General features: G+C 65.0%; 18 protein-coding genes and 1 tRNA gene. 8 read left to right on the top strand and 11 right to left on the bottom strand.

The genetic code is table 11. The features are described from left to right. Nucleotides 1-26: 26 nt before the first annotated feature. Nucleotides 27-185 carry a hypothetical protein gene (locus tag IPK69_13795; protein ID QQS09023.1) on the top strand — a complete coding sequence of 53 codons (159 nt, stop codon included), beginning with the start codon at nucleotides 27-29 and terminating at the stop codon, nucleotides 183-185. Nucleotides 186-188: 3 nt separating this feature from the next. Here IPK69_13795 and IPK69_13790 read toward each other — a convergent pair whose 3' ends face one another. The 5 genes from IPK69_13790 to IPK69_13770 all read right to left on the bottom strand — a co-directional run bounded on the left by IPK69_13790 (nucleotide 189) and on the right by IPK69_13770 (nucleotide 3,526). Next, on the bottom strand, nucleotides 189-584 hold the full coding sequence (locus tag IPK69_13790; GenBank protein ID QQS09022.1) for a hypothetical protein: 396 nt from the start codon (nucleotides 582-584) through the stop codon (nucleotides 189-191). Beyond that, nucleotides 581-2,170 (bottom strand): recombinase family protein, encoded by a 1,590-nt coding sequence (locus IPK69_13785; protein ID QQS09021.1) that lies wholly within the window; start codon nucleotides 2,168-2,170, stop codon nucleotides 581-583. Before IPK69_13785 ends, IPK69_13790 begins: the two co-directional genes overlap by 4 nt. After that, nucleotides 2,167-2,655, bottom strand: coding sequence for a DUF2924 domain-containing protein (locus IPK69_13780; protein QQS09020.1), 489 nt, complete (start codon nucleotides 2,653-2,655; stop codon nucleotides 2,167-2,169). The genes IPK69_13785 and IPK69_13780 overlap by 4 nt, the downstream gene beginning before the upstream one ends. A 26-nt stretch (nucleotides 2,656-2,681) precedes the next feature. After that, a complete protein-coding gene (locus IPK69_13775; GenBank protein QQS09019.1) occupies nucleotides 2,682-2,921 on the bottom strand; it encodes a hypothetical protein in 240 nt (79 codons plus the stop codon). A gap of 531 nt (nucleotides 2,922-3,452) precedes the next feature. Continuing rightward, a tRNA-Met gene (locus tag IPK69_13770) sits at nucleotides 3,453-3,526 on the bottom strand. Nucleotides 3,527-3,653: 127 nt separating this feature from the next. Here IPK69_13770 and IPK69_13765 point away from each other — a divergent pair. After that, on the top strand, nucleotides 3,654-4,595 hold the full coding sequence (locus IPK69_13765; protein ID QQS09018.1) for a DUF1731 domain-containing protein: 942 nt from the start codon (nucleotides 3,654-3,656) through the stop codon (nucleotides 4,593-4,595). A gap of 16 nt (nucleotides 4,596-4,611) precedes the next feature. Here the strand turns inward: IPK69_13765 and IPK69_13760 are convergent, their stop codons facing one another. Next, a complete protein-coding gene (locus IPK69_13760; GenBank protein QQS09017.1) occupies nucleotides 4,612-5,166 on the bottom strand; it encodes a DUF1801 domain-containing protein in 555 nt (184 codons plus the stop codon). Between the two features lie 482 nt (nucleotides 5,167-5,648). Between IPK69_13760 and IPK69_13755 the strand changes: the two genes are divergently transcribed. Then, nucleotides 5,649-6,131: a hypothetical protein gene (locus IPK69_13755; protein ID QQS09016.1), complete on the top strand. Its 483-nt coding sequence runs from the start codon at nucleotides 5,649-5,651 to the stop codon at nucleotides 6,129-6,131. A gap of 55 nt (nucleotides 6,132-6,186) precedes the next feature. Here IPK69_13755 and IPK69_13750 read toward each other — a convergent pair whose 3' ends face one another. Beyond that, a complete protein-coding gene (locus IPK69_13750; GenBank protein ID QQS09015.1) occupies nucleotides 6,187-6,402 on the bottom strand; it encodes a hypothetical protein in 216 nt (71 codons plus the stop codon). Between the two features lie 211 nt (nucleotides 6,403-6,613). Here IPK69_13750 and IPK69_13745 point away from each other — a divergent pair, with 211 nt between their 5' ends. Further along, nucleotides 6,614-8,590 (top strand): acyl-CoA dehydrogenase family protein, encoded by a 1,977-nt coding sequence (locus IPK69_13745; GenBank protein QQS09014.1) that lies wholly within the window; start codon nucleotides 6,614-6,616, stop codon nucleotides 8,588-8,590. Nucleotides 8,591-8,651: 61 nt separating this feature from the next. On the opposite strand, the gene IPK69_13740 is transcribed toward IPK69_13745, so the two are convergent. Beyond that, nucleotides 8,652-9,635: an acetyl-CoA carboxylase carboxyltransferase subunit alpha gene (locus IPK69_13740; GenBank protein ID QQS10491.1), complete on the bottom strand. Its 984-nt coding sequence runs from the start codon at nucleotides 9,633-9,635 to the stop codon at nucleotides 8,652-8,654. 253 nt (nucleotides 9,636-9,888) lie between these two features. Here IPK69_13740 and IPK69_13735 point away from each other — a divergent pair, with 253 nt between their 5' ends. Next, nucleotides 9,889-10,785, top strand: coding sequence for a hypothetical protein (locus tag IPK69_13735; protein QQS09013.1), 897 nt, complete (start codon nucleotides 9,889-9,891; stop codon nucleotides 10,783-10,785). A gap of 36 nt (nucleotides 10,786-10,821) precedes the next feature. Here the strand turns inward: IPK69_13735 and IPK69_13730 are convergent, their stop codons facing one another. Continuing rightward, on the bottom strand, nucleotides 10,822-11,337 hold the full coding sequence (locus IPK69_13730; protein QQS09012.1) for a GNAT family N-acetyltransferase: 516 nt from the start codon (nucleotides 11,335-11,337) through the stop codon (nucleotides 10,822-10,824). Between the two features lie 383 nt (nucleotides 11,338-11,720). Here IPK69_13730 and IPK69_13725 point away from each other — a divergent pair, with 383 nt between their 5' ends. Beyond that, a complete protein-coding gene (locus IPK69_13725) occupies nucleotides 11,721-12,020 on the top strand; it encodes a hypothetical protein (GenBank protein ID QQS09011.1) in 300 nt (99 codons plus the stop codon). A 23-nt stretch (nucleotides 12,021-12,043) separates the two neighbouring features. On the opposite strand, the gene IPK69_13720 is transcribed toward IPK69_13725, so the two are convergent. Next, on the bottom strand, nucleotides 12,044-13,954 hold the full coding sequence (locus IPK69_13720; GenBank protein ID QQS09010.1) for a proline--tRNA ligase: 1,911 nt from the start codon (nucleotides 13,952-13,954) through the stop codon (nucleotides 12,044-12,046). A 146-nt stretch (nucleotides 13,955-14,100) separates the two neighbouring features. Continuing rightward, a complete protein-coding gene (locus IPK69_13715) occupies nucleotides 14,101-15,093 on the bottom strand; it encodes a hypothetical protein (protein ID QQS09009.1) in 993 nt (330 codons plus the stop codon). Between the two features lie 396 nt (nucleotides 15,094-15,489). On the opposite strand from IPK69_13715, the gene IPK69_13710 reads away from it, so the two are divergent. Both IPK69_13710 and IPK69_13705 read left to right on the top strand, forming a co-directional pair. After that, nucleotides 15,490-15,678, top strand: coding sequence for a hypothetical protein (locus IPK69_13710; protein ID QQS09008.1), 189 nt, complete (start codon nucleotides 15,490-15,492; stop codon nucleotides 15,676-15,678). 155 nt (nucleotides 15,679-15,833) lie between these two features. Continuing rightward, the gene (locus IPK69_13705; GenBank protein ID QQS09007.1) at nucleotides 15,834-16,070 is read left to right on the top strand and encodes a hypothetical protein; all 237 of its coding nucleotides are present in this window, start codon (nucleotides 15,834-15,836) and stop codon (nucleotides 16,068-16,070) included. Nucleotides 16,071-16,230 lie beyond the last annotated feature (160 nt).

Raw genomic sequence — 16,230 nt, 5'->3', positions numbered from 1 at the left:
GCCCGCGTCAAAATGGAGTAGACGCTATGTCGAAGTCCAAGGGATTCAAGATCGGTCGGGACAATGAGACGGGCCGCCTGAAGTCTGTCGATCAGGCCAAGGCCAACCCCCGAGGGTCGTCAGTCGAGGTCATGCCCAAGAAGGGGAACGGCGACACGGGTCGCTACGACAACAAGAAGAAGTAGTTGTCAGCGGCGTGGCAGCGATCCCCATCGCCGCCGTTGCTCCATCCAGTCCATCACGCAGGCCACGTCGCGCAGCATGTGCTCGTGGATGGGATCGCGCCCACTCATCACCAGCGGCAGGAACAGGATCTCCTCCTGAATATCCGGCGCGAGGTGGCAGAGATTCATCAGCTGCGTGATCCGAGGCTGGGTGACGTGCGTCAGCCGGGCGATCTCGGAGATGTTGGCGACCTTGCCGGCGCGGATCATCTCGTCGAAATGGATCGCCAGCGCCATCAGGCGGGAGATCCGCGGCACGCGGCCGGGGTCCACGGCCACGCGAGCGGCGGGCTTCGTGTCGATCGTCTTGCGCCCGTGTGCGGCGCGGTTGAAGAAGACCTTCGTCTTGACGGTGATCATGCCTGGGCCTCCGGTCCTTCCACGTTCCCGCCCGCCAGCGCCTTCACGCCCGACGGGTAGAACGACACCTCGATGCTGCTGTCGAGGGCGTCGAAGACGACCTTGTTGATCAGCAACTGGAGCATCCGGACCTGTTCTCGGGGCGCGAGCGCGGTCCAGACGTTGTCGAAGTCGGCAAACGCCGCGTGGAGGTCTTCGGCTGAGAGCACTTCCGCTCGGTGGCGTTCTACGGCGGCCCCAATGTCGCTGGCCCGCCGCTCCGCCTCGCGGATCTGGTCGTTGAGGTCGGTGATGCGGCCCGCGGACCTGGAGGACGCTGGCTCGGTGGTTGCCAGGCGGCGGATCTCGGCGTGATTGCGCCCCAGACCACGGTTGACAATGCGCAGCTCGGCGTCCAACTGCTCGATGGCCGCGTCTGCTTGAGCCCGCGATGCCGAGAGCGTCTCCTCCAGAACGCTCTGGTCCTGGCCGACGCACCGGATCTGTTCGACGACCGCCTTCTCGATCTCAAGGGCGGGCAGCGAACCACTCTGGCAACGAGCGCGGCCCTTCTTGATGGCGTTGCAGCAGACGTAGTACCGATACGCCTTGTTCCCACGCCGGGTAAAGGTGTGGACCATCGCGCTGCCGCACCCCTTGCAGTACAGCAGTTTGCGCAGGAGCGCCCCGAACTGGTTCCGCAGTTCGTTGCCGCGGGTCCGTGAATTCTTCTGCATCAGCACGTGAGCACGCCGGAACGTCTCCTCCTCAACTATGGCCTCGTGCTGCCCCTGGTACGTCTCGCCCTTGTGGACCACCTTGCCCATGTAGATCGGATTCGTCAGCGTGCAGTACACCGAGTGCCGGTCCCATTCCACGCCTCCGCGAACCACGCCCGCCTTCGTTCGCCACGATTTGGTCTTCCAGCCGCGTTTGCAGAGATCTTCACCGACCGACAGCAACGACCCGAGTTGGAGGTACCGCTCAAAGATGTGGCGAACCCGCGACGCCTCAGCCGGGTTGACGACGAGGCGTGCGCTTCCGTTCGAGCGGTCGACGTCGTACCCGAACGGCGGCGGACCGCCGCCCCATTTGCCCCGCTTCTTCGCTGCCGCGATCTTGTCCCGGATGCGCTCGCCGATGATCTCACGCTCGAACTGGGCGAACGACAGGAGGATGTTGAGCGTGAGCCGGCCCATCGAATGAGTCGTGTTGAAGTGCTGGGTAACCGAGACGAACGAAACCTTGTGGCGATCAAAGACCTCCATGAGGCGCGCGAAGTCCATCAGCGACCGGGACAGACGGTCCACCTTGTAGACCACCACGCAGTCGATTTTGCCCGCCTCGATGTCGGCCATCAGGCTCTTGAGGCCAGGCCGATCGACGTTGCCCCCCGAGAATCCGCCGTCGTCGTATCGATCGGGAAGCGCTGACCATCCCTCGTTCCGCTGGCTGGCGACGTACGCCTCCGCCGCCTCACGCTGGGCGTCGAGGGAGTTGAACTCCTGCTTGAGCCCCTCCTCGCTCGACTTTCGGGTGTAGATCGCGCAGCGACATTGCGGAGGCGGAGTGGCGGCGTGCTTTCCGTTCTGGGTGCCTCTGCTCATCGACGGCCCTCCAGGTTGAAGAACCGGAATCCGTTGATGTGCGATCCGGTGACCGCCTTGGCGATCGCCGACAGGGAGCGGTAGCGCTCACCCTCGAACTCGAACCCGTCCGCCAGCACCACGACCCGCACCGTCTGGCCCCGGTAGTCCCGGACGATCGCCGTTCCCGCGGGTGGTAGCCGTGGGTCCGCCGTGGCGGCGAGGGCGACCTTCTTGGCGTCCTTGGGGGCCTCCCCGAGCGTGGCCCACTTGGGCGGCGTACGCCGCACGTCGGTCGGGTTGGCGAGTTGGGCCGCTCGGACACGGGCTCGTTCGGACAAGCCACTTTCGGCGTTGGCCTGGATGCGCCACGCGATGCGGCGGACGAGGTAGATGCGGTGGCGGCTCTGAATCCGCTCGCCGAAGAGCTCGGCGTAGCGATCGTGCAATTCGCCGATCGTCATCTTTTCCAGCGCCGCGAGATCCTTCGAAACGGTTATCGTCATGGGCAAGTCTCCAGATGCCCGCACCGCTAACGCGCGGTACGGTCAGACACACTGAGGCCGGCTTCCTCGCCCAGTTCAAGTTCGATGTCCGCTTCTTCTTGATGCTGCGGTGTCGGGGCGTGTGTGGCAGCTTCAACCGTGCCAACAACAAGGCCCGTCGCCTTGGCACGCCGGTGCCATCGCATCGCGCCGGTCGCGAGGATGGCGATTACCTCGCGGCGGCGCTGGTCGGCGGACAGATTGGCGTCATCGTCATTGGCAACCATCGGTGGTGCTCCCGGCTCGTCGTCGGACGATTGAGGTGGCGTGGGGGCGAGAAGGCAAGGCATGCCTTCTCCCCGGCTACATACGCCACGCGGAGGCGGGCTGTCCGCACTGGGCATGTGAACGCACAACTGGTTTCGATTCGTGTGGCAGCTTCGCCAGCACGCTCGCTGGAACGCCCACGCGAAGCGAGCCGATGCGTCGGCATCACACCAACCGAGTTTGCGTTCGAAATCGCCGTCGCCCCTGCCGAACTCGCCATGTGTTGCCGACCCACGAGCTGTCGGGTCACGGCTATAACGGCGTGCAGGGTGAGACGCAGAGACTCTGAGACTTTTGGGGTTTGGACGCGTCCCCGCATGCCAGATGCCGCGCCCCGTGAGTCTCACGGCGCAAGTCAGTGAGACTTCCCGCGGTGGGGCATGTCGAGAGACTCGGCAAAACGCGGCCCGGAAACGCAAACGCCCCGGCCTTGCGGTCGGGGCGTTCACTTCTAACGGGTGGGTCGGCCAGTTTCTGGACGACCCGGGCAATAGCGGGGGTAGGATTTGAACCTACGACCTCCGGGTTATGAGCCCGACGAGCTACCAGGCTGCTCTACCCCGCAATCAGGGGCGAAGAATAGCGCCAACCACAATCACAGTCAATAATCTCCACTTTTCGCCACAATACCCCGCCATTTCAGCCGCTTCCTTGCATCAGTCTCTGCGCCCATTCGCCAGTACCATCATCCCATGGGCCCCATCACCGGCACCATCGTGATCGCCGGCGGGAGCGGATACCTCGGCGTCTCCCTCGCCCACCACCTTGCCGCCAAAGGGGCAACCGTCGTCATCCTCTCTCGTCACGCCCCAAAGCCCACCGGCCCTTGGCGGCACGTTGCCTGGGACGCGCGAACGCTCGACCACTGGCACCACGAACTCCACAACGCACGCGCCCTTGTCAATCTCGTCGGCCGCTCCGTCGACTGCATCAAGACCCCGGATCACCAGGACGAGATCCTCCGTTCTCGCATCGAGGCCACGCGAGTTCTTGGCCAGGCCATGCGACTCGTCGAATCGCCGCCGCCCGTCTGGGTCCAGATGAGCACGGCCCACATCTACGGCGATCCTCCCGATGTCCTCTGTAACGAAGATTCACCATTCGGCCTCGGTTTCGCCCCAACCGTCGGGCGCGCCTGGGAAGAAGCCTTTGCACAGAGCGTCCTTCCTACACAAAGGCAGGCCGTCCTCCGCACCAGTTTCGTGATCGGGCGCGATCGTGGCGCCGGCGGTGGGGCACTCGCTCGACTGATCTCTCTCGCACGACTCGGCCTCGGCGGCACCGTGGGCACGGGAACCCAAGGCATGAGTTGGATCCACGAGGCCGACATGAATCGCCTCTTTGAGCGTGCGATCACCGACGCCACCATGCATGGCGCCTACATCGCCACCGCGCCGAACCCCGTCTCTCAGCGTGAGTTCATGCGCACGCTCCGCAGAGCCATCGGGATGCCCATCGGCTTTCCAGCGACGTCATGGATGGTCCGCCTCGGCGCCACACTCCTCCTCAAGACCGACCCGGAACTCGCGCTCTATGGCCGATACCTCGTCTCCAAACGCCTCGAAGACGAGGGCTTCCAGTTCGAGTTCCCGCACCTCGCGCCCGCCATCGCCTCGCTGGTCGCGAAGTCCTGATCGGCAATGCCGCCCATCAGAACCAACTCATGCCAGGCAGCCGCGCCGCCTGCATGATCCACGATCGCATCTGCATCTCATCCAGGCCGACATCCTCGAAGATGTGGCAATATCGAATCCCTTCCTTCTTCGACTCTTCCGCCGGCATTGGCTCCAACCGCGTTCCATCGAAGAACGCGACTTTCACGTAGCGCGTAATGCAGTGCAGGCTCATAAACCATCCGATCGAGCCGTCCTCCTTCTCCACCCCAAAGAACGGCGAGTTCCAACGCACCGCCTTCTTCACATCGGGCACGAGTTCCACAACCAGCGCGTCCAGCCGCCGCCCGACGTCGCGTTTCCACCCGGGCATCGCGTCGATGAACGCCCGCACAGGCCCCGCTCCATCGCCCTTCGCGATCTGCGGATTGCCGCCGGCGAGGAGACGCGGGCCGTTGCTCACGGTTGCTAGTTTCGCACCCCTGGCCTTGGTTTTTGCATGCCCCGCACCCGTTGGCCGCAACGCCGGTAACGCCGTCGCCTTCCCTACGGAACGCCCAGACCCGACCTTCTTCTTCGCCGCCTTCGCCATGTCATTCCTCCGGGTTCGCTCCGCGCTCGCGCGCTGGTCGTGCCGATGTCCCGAAACCCTATACCACGCGAGAAGCGGGCGGCTCGCTGGCGTTTGGCGCCCTGCGAGATCATCAGGCTCTCGTAGCAAAAGCAGTGATGGCACACATCGTCCGCATGACATGCCGGAACCACGCGTCACGTCCCGCGTCAGACGTTCACATGGCCCACGTCGGATCACACGAGGAGCAGTCGCAGTCTTCTTCCGACACGCACGAAACCACGCGCCATCCAGGCTCGTGGATTCTCGCGGGGCTGGTGCTCATGCGGCGCTGCGCCGGAGGCGTTCTTCTCGTCGTCAGTGCCGCATCGCTCGTGATGTGGCCGATCTCCTGGCGACGCGCCGTATGGATTGAGGCCTCGCAGCCTTCTACCGCGACAGAGTGTGTGGGTCGCCCAAGTGGAATCCCAATAAGTATCTGGGGAATCGGGTGGGGAGGAGGCATGCCAACATTTTTCCCGCCAGACCAGCGATGGATGGTGGTCATCGAGAACGGTGTTCTCTATTCCCATCGCCGGATCACGCACGACAGCACGATCGACTGGTCGCCGAGCCTCTTCGGTGCCGCGTGGCGACTCGACGCCTTCACCTTCCCGGCGCGCGGCGTCGGCCACCCCGTCGCCTCGGTCCCCCTCCGCGAACGTGCGACCTATTTTCACAACTGGCACGACTGGCAACGGGGCACGCTCGCGTTCGCCGCGCCGTCGAGCCCGACCCCATACACCATCTGCTCGTTCGTCTTGAACATCCCCCTCTGGCTCCTCGGAGCGAGCACGGGCGTCGCCGCGTCGGGAGTTCTTCGATTCGACCGCGTGATTCTCCGCCACCGCCGCAGCGCGTCAGGGCGTTGCACGAGATGCGCCTATGACCTCAAGGGTCTCGATCGCCTCGCTCCGTGCCCCGAATGCGGGCACGTCGGGAGGTGAGTCACCAGACTTCTCATGAGTCGGCAGCGTCGTGAGCATCCGAGGCTGCGAGGAACTAATCCTCCCGCGCAGAGTACTTCACGCCGATCCATAGGATCGCGATCAGCAGGATCCCGCCCACGATCAGCACCAGTGGGTACAGTCCGCGTTTCGACGCCTCTTGGGCGATCTCTCGTCCAAGTTGTGCCGAGCCTGTGGCCGACTGGGCGAGCGTCACCGTGCCCGTCTGGATCGTGTGTGTGAAGATGGCCAAGAGGCTCTCGATCGGCATGATTCCAACACCATAGTGCCCACAGGCAGTTAGCCACGTTCGGAATGTCCTCGGGACCGCCTGGTGCGTCTTTCGATCCTAAACTCAAGTACACTGCGTGCGTTTGGTATTTCTTTGGGGCGATGCCTCGCATGGCTATCGCAGCCGTGCCCCGCTCCGAGTCCTCCATCGCGTGCACGACCCACTCCAACCCTCTCCACGGGAGCCGACCATGTCCGCCGACCTCAAGAATCTCAAGGGCATCTCCGACGCCGACAAGAAACTCCTCGAGCAGGCCGAGGAATGGCTTGGTGCCGAGCCGACCAAGATGGGCCCGATGAAGAACTTCTTCTGGGGGCGCGTCAAGGAGGACTACTACTTCCCCTATCCCAGGACCGACGCCAAGGAGCAGGCCGAGTGCGACCAGTTGCTCGCCCGCCTCGATGAATACCTGAAGACCGAACACCCGGCGATCGCCATCGACCAGGAGCAGGAGATCCCCCGCTGGGTCGTTGATCGGCTCTTCCAACTCGGCGTCCTCGGCATGACCATCCCCCGCGAGTTCGGCGGCCTCGGTCTCGGCATCACTTCCTACAACCGCGTCCTCGAGATGATCGGGCACTCCTGCGGCTCAACCGCCGTCATGGTCTCCGCCCACCAGTCCATCGGCTGCAAGGCCGTCATGCTCTTCGGCAACGACTCGCAGAAGCGCGAGTGGCTCCCGCACCTCGCCAAGGACTGGCTCAGCGCCTTCTGCCTCTCGGAGCCTAACGTCGGCTGCGACGCTGGCGGCGCCGAGACCTACTTCGAACGTGATGGCGACGACTACGTCGTCTACGGCGAGAAGAAGTGGGCCACCAGCGGCGCCCTCTCCGGACTCTTCACCGTCATGGCCCGTGAGAAGACCCCCGACGGGAAGGGCAAGATCTCCGCCCTCGTCATGCATCCCCACATGCAGGGCGTCGAGATCTACCAGAAGAACCGCAGCAAGTGCGGCATCCGCGGCACGTGGCAGGCCCGCATCCGATTCCACGGCGTGCGTGTCCCCAAGTTCAACCTCCTCGGCAAGGAAGGCCGCGGCCTCCAGATCGCCCTCTCCTGCCTCAACTACGGGCGTTGCACCCTCTCCGCAGGAATGCTCGGCGGCGCCCGCAAGGCGATGGACCAGTCCATCAAGTGGGCTCAGACCCGCTTCCAGTTCCAGGCGCCCCTCGCCAAGCAGGAACTCGTCCGCCAGAAGATTGCGCGCATGGCCGCCCTCACATATGCCATGGACGCCGTGCTGTACATGACGACCGGGATGCTCGACCGCCACGACGAGGACATCCAGGTCGAGACGGCTGTGTGCAAGGTCTTCTGCTCCGAGATGGGCTGGCGTGCCGTCAACGACGCCGTCCAGATCATGGGCGGCGAGTCCTACATGACCGAGAACGAGATCGAGCGTGTCTTCCGCGACTCACGCATCAACATCATCGTTGAGGGCGCCAACGAGGTCATGCAGGCCTACATCTTCGGCTACGGCGGCAAGCAACTCGCCGAGCAGATGCTGGGCGTCAAGAACGCTCTCATGAAAGACCCCGACGAGTCCGTCGGCGGATTCCTCGCCAAGGCGATCAAGAACTCCTTCAACACCCGCATCATGAAGATCGCGATCCCCCTGGGCCTCGAGGTCTTCGGCGGGATCCGTCGCTCACCCACGAAACTCAACCGCGTCCGTGCCGCCGAACTCAGGCCCTTCGCCGATCGCCTCGCCCAACTCGCCCGCGAGCACACCTACCAGTTCAAGGCCTGGAGCAAGCGTCTCGACGTCAAGATGCTCGAGCGTCAGACCATGCAGGCCCGCCTCGCGAACACGGCGCTGCTCATGCACGCCTTCGCTTGCACCCTCGCCAAACTCGACGCCGACCTCGCCGCCCACGCGGGCAACGGCAACGACGCCGAGTTCCAGCGCGACAAGGCCGCCGCGATCCACTTCTTCGACCTCGCCGAACTCGAGATCCGCACCAACTGGCGCGAACTCTATGAGAACGCCGACCAGACGATGCTCGCCGCCGCCGACACCGCGATGAAGCACAACGACACCCTCCCCAACTCCGAGTTTATCATCCCCGAGAAAAGCCCCACATCCAGGGGCACGGGCAAGACCCCAAACCAGGAAGGCATCAAGCAGTTCCCAGGCGAACCAGCAGCCAAGGCGACATCGCACTGACCGGGTACCACCACGCTCCGCGTGGTGCTCCCTCTTTAACCCCTCTCCCTCGCCTCCAAACCTAGACCCCAGTCCCCGCTTCCTGCTGCAGATACACCCCCATCTTCCGATATCGCTGATACCGCGCCTCGAGCAACTCGTCCATCGGGGTCTGCTTCAGCGTTGACAACTGCCCCAGGATCCACGCCTGCAGGTTCGCCGCCGTCTGCTGGGCGTTGCGATGGGCCCCGCCGACTGGCTCTTCGATGATCTCATCGATGATGCCCAGTTCCAGGTTGTCCGACGCTGTGAGTTTCAGCGCCTTGGCCGCCGCCGTGTTCGTCTGCTCGTTGGCCTCTTTCCACAGGATCGCCGCGCACCCCTCGGGGCTGATGACCGAGTACCACGAGTGCCGCAGCATCCCGACCTTGTCCGCCACCGCAATGCCCAGCGCCCCGCCGCTGCCGCCCTCGCCGATCACGATGCTCACGATCGGCGTCCGCAGACGGCTCATCTCCATCATGTTCACCGCGATCGCCTCGGCCTGCCCGCGCTGCTCCGCCCCGATCCCCGGATACGCCCCCGGCGTGTCCACAAACGTCACGATCGGCACCTCGTACTTCGCCGCCAGTTCCATCTTCGCCAGCGCCTTGCGATACCCCTCCGGATGCGCGCACCCGAAGTGGCACGCGATCTTCTCCGCCGTCTCCTTTCCCTTCTGGTGCCCGACGACCATCACCTTCGTGTGCCCGATCCGCGCGAACCCCGTCACGATCGCCGGATCATCCCCATACCGCCGGTCCCCGTGCAACTCCGCGAAGTCCCGGCAGATCATCGAGATGTAGTCCCGCGTCTGGGGTCGCTGCGGATGCCGCGCCACACGGACCGTCTGCCACGCCGTCAGTTTCCCGTACACCTCCGCCAGCATCGCCGCGTGCCTCGCTCGCAGATCCTCGATCTCCTTGCGGATCACGCCCACCTCGGTGTCGCGCTCGCCCTTGGCCGCAGGTCCCGTCGCCGGCTCCTCGGGCAACGGCTCCACTCCCGGCGGCGTCCCCGGCCCCATGGGCTTGCCACCAAGCCGTTCCTTCAACCGCCCCTCCGCTGCCTCAATCGCGGCATCAATCTCAAGGAGCGGCTTCTCAAAGTCCAACTGGTAAAAGGCTGCCATTCTGAAGTGTATCGGCAACGCCCCTGATTCGTCGAGAACCACGCCCGTACGCTGCATCATGCCCCCCGCTCCCCCTCCCGTTCCAAACCCCCAACCCCACACCAATCACACCCCGCTCCCGCCCTGCCTCTTCATCGGCGCCGGCTCCATGGGCTATGCCATCCTCTCGGGCGCCCTCGATCACCACCTCCTCGACGCGTCAACCACCACCATCGCCGAGCCATCTGCAGAAGCCCGCGAACGCCTCGCGAAACTCAACCCCGCCCTCCGCCTCGCGCCCACCGCCGCCGAGGCCCTCGCCCTCACACAAAGCGACGCCGCGTTCGTCCTTTGCATCAAGCCCCAGATGCTCGACGACGTCGCACGCGAGATCACGCCCCTCGTTTCCCCCGCGAGCAATCACCACTCGCGTCGCATCATCAGCATCCTCGCCGGCACCCCCCTCGCACGTCTCCACACTCTCTTTGACACGCCGCACGCACGCCACGACATCGCCCGTGCCATGCCCAACCTCGCCCTCCGCATTGGCAAAGGAGTCTCCGCGCTCGCGATCGATCCAATCACCAACACCACCGCCCGCGCCGCGAGCAGTGGGGGAGTCGAACACGCCCCCCCCTCATCCGCCCCCTCATCCGCCCCCCGATCCGCGTCCCCATCCGCCCGCACCATTGCCCGCGCCCTCCTCGGCATCAACCACCAACTCGTGGTCGATCTCGACGAGTCCCTTCTCGATCCCTTCACCGCTCTTGCGGGCAGCGGCCCGGCGTACCTCTTCCTCCTTGCCGAGGCTATGCGCGACGCCGCCATCAAGCAGGGCCTCCCCAAGGACCAGGCCGACGCCATCACCCGCGCGACCCTCAGCGGCAGCGCCGAACTTCTCTTCCAATCACAAGAATCCCCCGAGTCCCTCCGCGCCGCCGTCACCAGCAAGGGCGGCACCACCGCCGCCGCGATCGACACCATGCTTTGCGCCCATCTTCCATCCACCATCCACGCCGCCATCGCTGCCGCCACGGCGAGAGCAAAGGAAATCGCCCGCTCCTAGTTCATGATTGCGAGTCAATCCGACGCTCCGTGGTGTTCACAACTCTTTGGCCATGAACATGGTGCAGGGGACCGGGTCGTCGTTGTAGCGGTCGGTCTCGGTGAAGCCCAAGGAGCGATACAGCGTGACGGCCTCGACGAAGGTCGGCTCGGTATCGAGTTTGGCGATGGCGTAACCGGCGGTTCTGGCAAAGTCGAGGAGTTGGGTGGCGATGGCTCGGCCGAGGCCGTTGCCGCGCGAGGAGGGGCGAACGTACATGCGTTTGAGTTCGCAGACCCGACCCCGGTCGGTGGGGAGCGTGGGGATCTCACGGAGCGCGCCGCAGGCGACGGGTGTGGCGTCGAGCGTGGCGAGGAGGAGCGTGCCTGTGGGCGGAGCGTATCGGCCTGGGAGGGTCTCGAGTTCGCGTTCGAAACCCTGCTGGTGGAGGCTCATATGGACACCCGCGGAGGTCTCGTCGGTGCCGACGGTGAGGGCGCGGGCGTACTCGAGGAAGAGTTCGCGGATAGCGGCGAGATCGTCGGTCGTGACGGCAATGCGGATATCGTGCATCTGGTTGTGGTCTCTTTGATTGCCGGAGTGAGCATATGGCCGACACGGGCGCACCACGCGACAGAATGCATGAGGAGGTTCCCACGGATGTGGCGTGCCGGTCGTGCGGCTACAACCTTCGCGGGCTTGCGGTTGATGGTCCGTGTCCGGAGTGCGGCGAGGCTGTCTCCAAGACCGTGCCGATGTGTCCGAGATGCTGGTCTCGTGGGCACGAGATCGTGGCGTTGCGGCTGGATGTGGATGAGCGATGCCGGTCGTGGACGTGCACGAGATGCTACGGCGTGGGGTTTGAGGCCGGGCATCTTCGGAAGGCTGTGAATCTTGCTTGGCGTGACGGGCCACCCCGAGTTCGCGAGGGGCGCGTTCATGACATCGAATCGCAGATGCCCGTTTCGTGTGCGAGATGCCGTGGACGATGCCATGCGATCGGCATTGACGAATGGGTCATCATCGACCGATGCAAGGCGTGCGGGTTTGTCTGGGTGGATGTTGACGAATGGCCCGCGGTCGCGAGGCACATCCTGCTCGAGTTTGGCGGGGAGAGCATCCCCAGGAACATGGAGACGTTGCTGCACGATCCCGAGGCGATACGGCGGCTGCAGGAAGCGCGCGACGGACGATCTCGCGAGTTCCTTGATGCGTTTCTCACGGCGTTGAGCATGGCGACGAAAACGATCTGGTAGATGCGTTTCGTCGGCGATGGCGGTTATCGAAGCAACTCAAGAACCTTTTTTGTCGCGTCGGCTATAGGCACGAGGTCGCCCTTGCCCGGGTCCTTGCGGGCCTTCATCTCGACGCTGTTCTGGTCGAGGGCCTTGTCGCCGAGGGTGATGCGGACGGGGATGCCGACGAGGTCGGCGTCTTTGAACTTGACGCCGGGGCGTTCGTCGCGATCGTCGATGAGGACGTCGAGGCCGAGGGCGTTCAGTTGCTTCGCGAGGTCGGAGGTGAGGGTCTTTTGGCGCTCGTCGTCGGGTTTCAAGGGGGTGATGAGTACGTGGTAAGGCGCGATGGCGGCGGGCCAGAGGATGCCGTTGTCGTCGTGGGACATCTCGACGCAGGCGGCCATGGTTCGGCTGACGCCGATGCCGTAGCAGCCCATGATGACGGGTTGCTTCTTCTGCGTGGCGTCGAGGACGGCGAAGCCCATGGCGTCGGAGTATTTCGTGCCGAGTTTGAAGATGTGCCCGACCTCGATGCCGCGGGCGGCCTCGAGCGTGGAACCCTCGGCGCGCGGGGAGGCATCGCCGACGACGGCGTTGCGGACCTCGGCAACGCGGCAGCGGTTGGTGTCGTCGAGAATCGGGCCGACATCGCGGCGCCAGGAGAAGTTCTTGACGTGGTGGTCGCGGGTGTCGGCGCCGGTGACCCAGAGTTTGGGCTGGGGGGGGGCGGCGTCGTGGTCGATGAGGAGGAGGACCCGATTGGCCGAGTCGTTCTTGATGACGGCGGGGCTGATGAAGCCGGTGGCGAAGTGGAACTTCTCCATCAGGGCGAGTTCGGCCATCTCGACGGCGAAGCCGGCAGCGGCGCGGACCTTGCCCTCGTTGGCGTCGTGATCGCCTCGGACGACGGCGAGGACGAAGAGCGGGCCGGGGGGCAGTTTGGAAATATCCCAGGCCTTGGGGTCCTTGTTCTGCTCGCGGAGGACCTTGGCGAGAGATTTGTTCTGGAAGACGACGACCTTGAGCATGTCGGCGGGCTTGACGCCCATGAATCGGGCTACGTCGTCGATGCCGGGGAGGCCGGGCGTGGTGATGACGGAGAGGTCGGGGGCGTTTGATACGTCGGCGAGGTTGGCGATGCGTTTTCCGATCTCGCACTTCTCGACGTTGGCGGCGTAGCCAGATTTCGGGCAGGTGAGGATCGTGTCCTCGCCGCTCTCGCACATGACCATGAACTCGTGGCTGGCGGAGCCGCCGATGGGCCCGCTCTCGGCCTCGACGGCGGCGAAGGTGAGGCCGCAGCGTGTGAAGATGTTGGTGTAGGCGCGGTACATGGCGTCGTAGGTCTCGTTGAGGCCGCCGGCGCCATCGACGATGGTGTGGAAGGAGTAGGCGTCCTTCATGATGAACTCGCGGCAGCGCAGCAGCCCGGCGCGGGGGCGGGCCTCGTCGCGGAACTTGGTCTGGATCTGGTAGAGGTTCAGCGGGAGTTGCTTGTAACTGCTCACGCTGGTGCGCATGAGTTCGGTGATGACCTCTTCGTGTGTGGGGGCGAGGGCATTCATGCGGCCCTTGCGGTCCTTCACGCGGAAGAGGTTGTCGCCATAGTCCTGGTCGCGCTTGGTGCCCTCGAAGAGTTCGAAGGGCTCAAGGGCGGGCATGAGCATCTCGCTGGCGGCGCACTGGGGCGTGCCTCCGCCGCTGTCCATTTCCTCGCGGACGATCTGGGAGACCTTGGTGAGGACGCGCCAAGCGAGGGGGAGATAGTCGTAGATGCCGGCGCCGACCTGGCGGATGAACCCCGCGCGGTGGAGGAGGATGTGGCTGGCGGTCTCGGCGTCGTTGGGGGCCTCGCGGGTCGTGGGGATGAGCGTCCGCGACCAGCGGTGGGTGATGGCGGGCGTGAGGGGGAAATGGGCGGGCTTTGCGGCATTGATAGCGGTTGTGGACATGGGAGGCGAGTGTAGGGTGGATCTTTGTGAATGCACCCCACGCGGAGCGTGGGGGTACGCAGGACGTGCGGCGCGCAAAGCGACGGCCCGGGTAGAACGAAACCCGGGCCGCGCGCCGTGCCGAGATTTGGATGTGCGTGCGTGGATCAGCAGCCGGCGGCGAAGTGCTGGAGGTAGTAGAGGAGGTCGTCGATGGTGACGCCGTTGTCCTTGATGCCCAGGCCCGTGCCGTTGTCGAGGTCGGCGGCGGGGAGGCCGAGGCTGAACTCACTGATGTAGTAGAGAAGATCGTCGATGGTGACGCCGCCGTCGGCGATGCCGCTGGCGGTGCCGTCGTCGACGTCGGCGGGGCATGGGGGGAGGACGGCGGCCGGCTCGGCCGGGGCGTCCTGGCTCTCGGTCCAGTTGGTGACAAAGAGGACGAAGTCGGCGTTGTCGCAGAGGTTGTCGCCGGTGAAGTCGCCGTTGGCGGGGCCGACGTGGTTGCTGGAGCGGTGATAGGGGTCGTAGTTGTTGGAGAGGTAGACGAAGTCGTCCTCGTCGACGTGGCCATCCTGGTTCACATCGCCGCGGGCGTCGCGCTCTTCGAGGGGCGAGGTGAAGAGTGCGGTGCCGGTGGGGAGTGGATCGCCAATGGAGGGAAGGAGGGCGCCGGCGAAGAAGACGCGGACGGTGTCGCCGACGTTGACGACATCGGGGAAGGCCGCGGGGAGGGGAAGATCGGGGAGTTCGGCGTGGCGGCTGTCGTAGGTGAGTTCGCCGATGCCGAAGGTAGAGGAGTTGGCGAGAACTCGGCCGACGAAACCGTTGTTGATGTAGACGTCCATGTCGGCGTTGTATGGGCTGGCGGCATAGTTGGTGTCGAAGCCGGAAATGCCGGTGTAATCGAGTTGGACGGTGAACTTGTACTCGTCGGCGCGGAGGACGCCACCGTAGTAGACCTGCATGAACCGGGAGACGATCCGGAACTCGGCGTGGCCGACGGACTCGCGGGCGCCCCACTGTCCGTTGTTGGGCGTGCGGAATGGAGCGCGGATGCGCAGGTCGGCGTTCTCGACCTGGGCGAGGGCGGACGAGGCAGTGAGGGCGGCGAGGCCGAGGGCCAACAGGGTGCACGGACTGGAAACGCGAACGAGCATGGGACACTCCTTTCCACGACGGTGATCTGAAGAGGGCGGACGTTCGTGCTCCAAGGCGACCGCCTGGGAAACGGCACGGTCCAGGGTGCTCACTTCCAGATCCCGACCCGACGCGGTTGGGGCGGAATGCCCCTTCGGCGTGGGTTCAGGAGTGCATGCGAGAAGGGGAGGGGACGAATGTCAGTGGAACGAAGATATTTCAGAAATGCCCAGGTGGATACGGGTTGCGTGAGTTCGGATAAGGGTCGCGGGGTGGAAGGGGCGGGAATCGGTAGGCGTTTGGTATGCGTAAAGAAGTACCCAGTCTCACGGAGCGTGGGGGGACACACGAGTGGCGCCCGGAACGCAGCGGCCTCGTCAGAACTGACCAGGCCCGCGCGTTGTGGCAAGATGTTGATGGCGGATGGAAGAACGGCGGTCGAGGGCGCGGGGGGGATGGTAGCGGCCGCCGATGGATTCGCCTCGATCGCGACGGTGGGCGAACGGATGTTCATCGACGCGACGATCCCCGCCGGGGCGATGCAGGTGGAGTACATGGTGACCGCCCGCTCGGGGCGGCGCGTGGGGCGGCGTCGGCGGTGCTGACGGTGTGGTTCAGGGGCGCGGTGGGGGGGTGGGGGGCGGGATGGGGGGCGGGATGGCCGGGGGCGTTGGAGTGGTCTCGCCGGTGCGGATCACGGAGACGAACGATCGCGAGATGGCCGCGGCGTGAGGGCGGCGTGTCGCGGTACGATGATTCGATGTACTGCAAGGGCTGCGGATACAAGTTGCGGGGGCTGGAGGGGGCGCGGCGGGCCGATGGCAGGGCCACGTGCCCGGAGTGCGGGCGGGAGTTTGGGCCGGAGGATCCGCGGACGTGGAACTACTTTCGGGCTCGGCACGCGGAGCGGGAGGGGCGGGTGCCGGGGTGGATGGTGATGCTGGGGGTCATGGTCGCGTGGGTGGCGTTTGTGATGGTGATGAAGACGATTCTGTAGCGTGCGGCGAGCGGTCGATCTGTCGAGGGGCGGGGAGGAGCGAAAGAGGCCGGCCCGCAGAGGCGGCCCCTCGTGATCACTCCGCGTTGGTAAAGACCGCCTGCACGTCGTCGAGGTCTTCGAGCGAGAGACATTGGCGGCATGAATTCAGATTTATACG

Source organism: Phycisphaerales bacterium, from assembly GCA_016699835.1.
GTDB lineage: Bacteria > Planctomycetota > Phycisphaerae > Phycisphaerales > UBA1924.
Note: the sequence above shows the minus strand (reverse complement) of the source record. Positions and strands in the feature narration are given on the sequence as shown.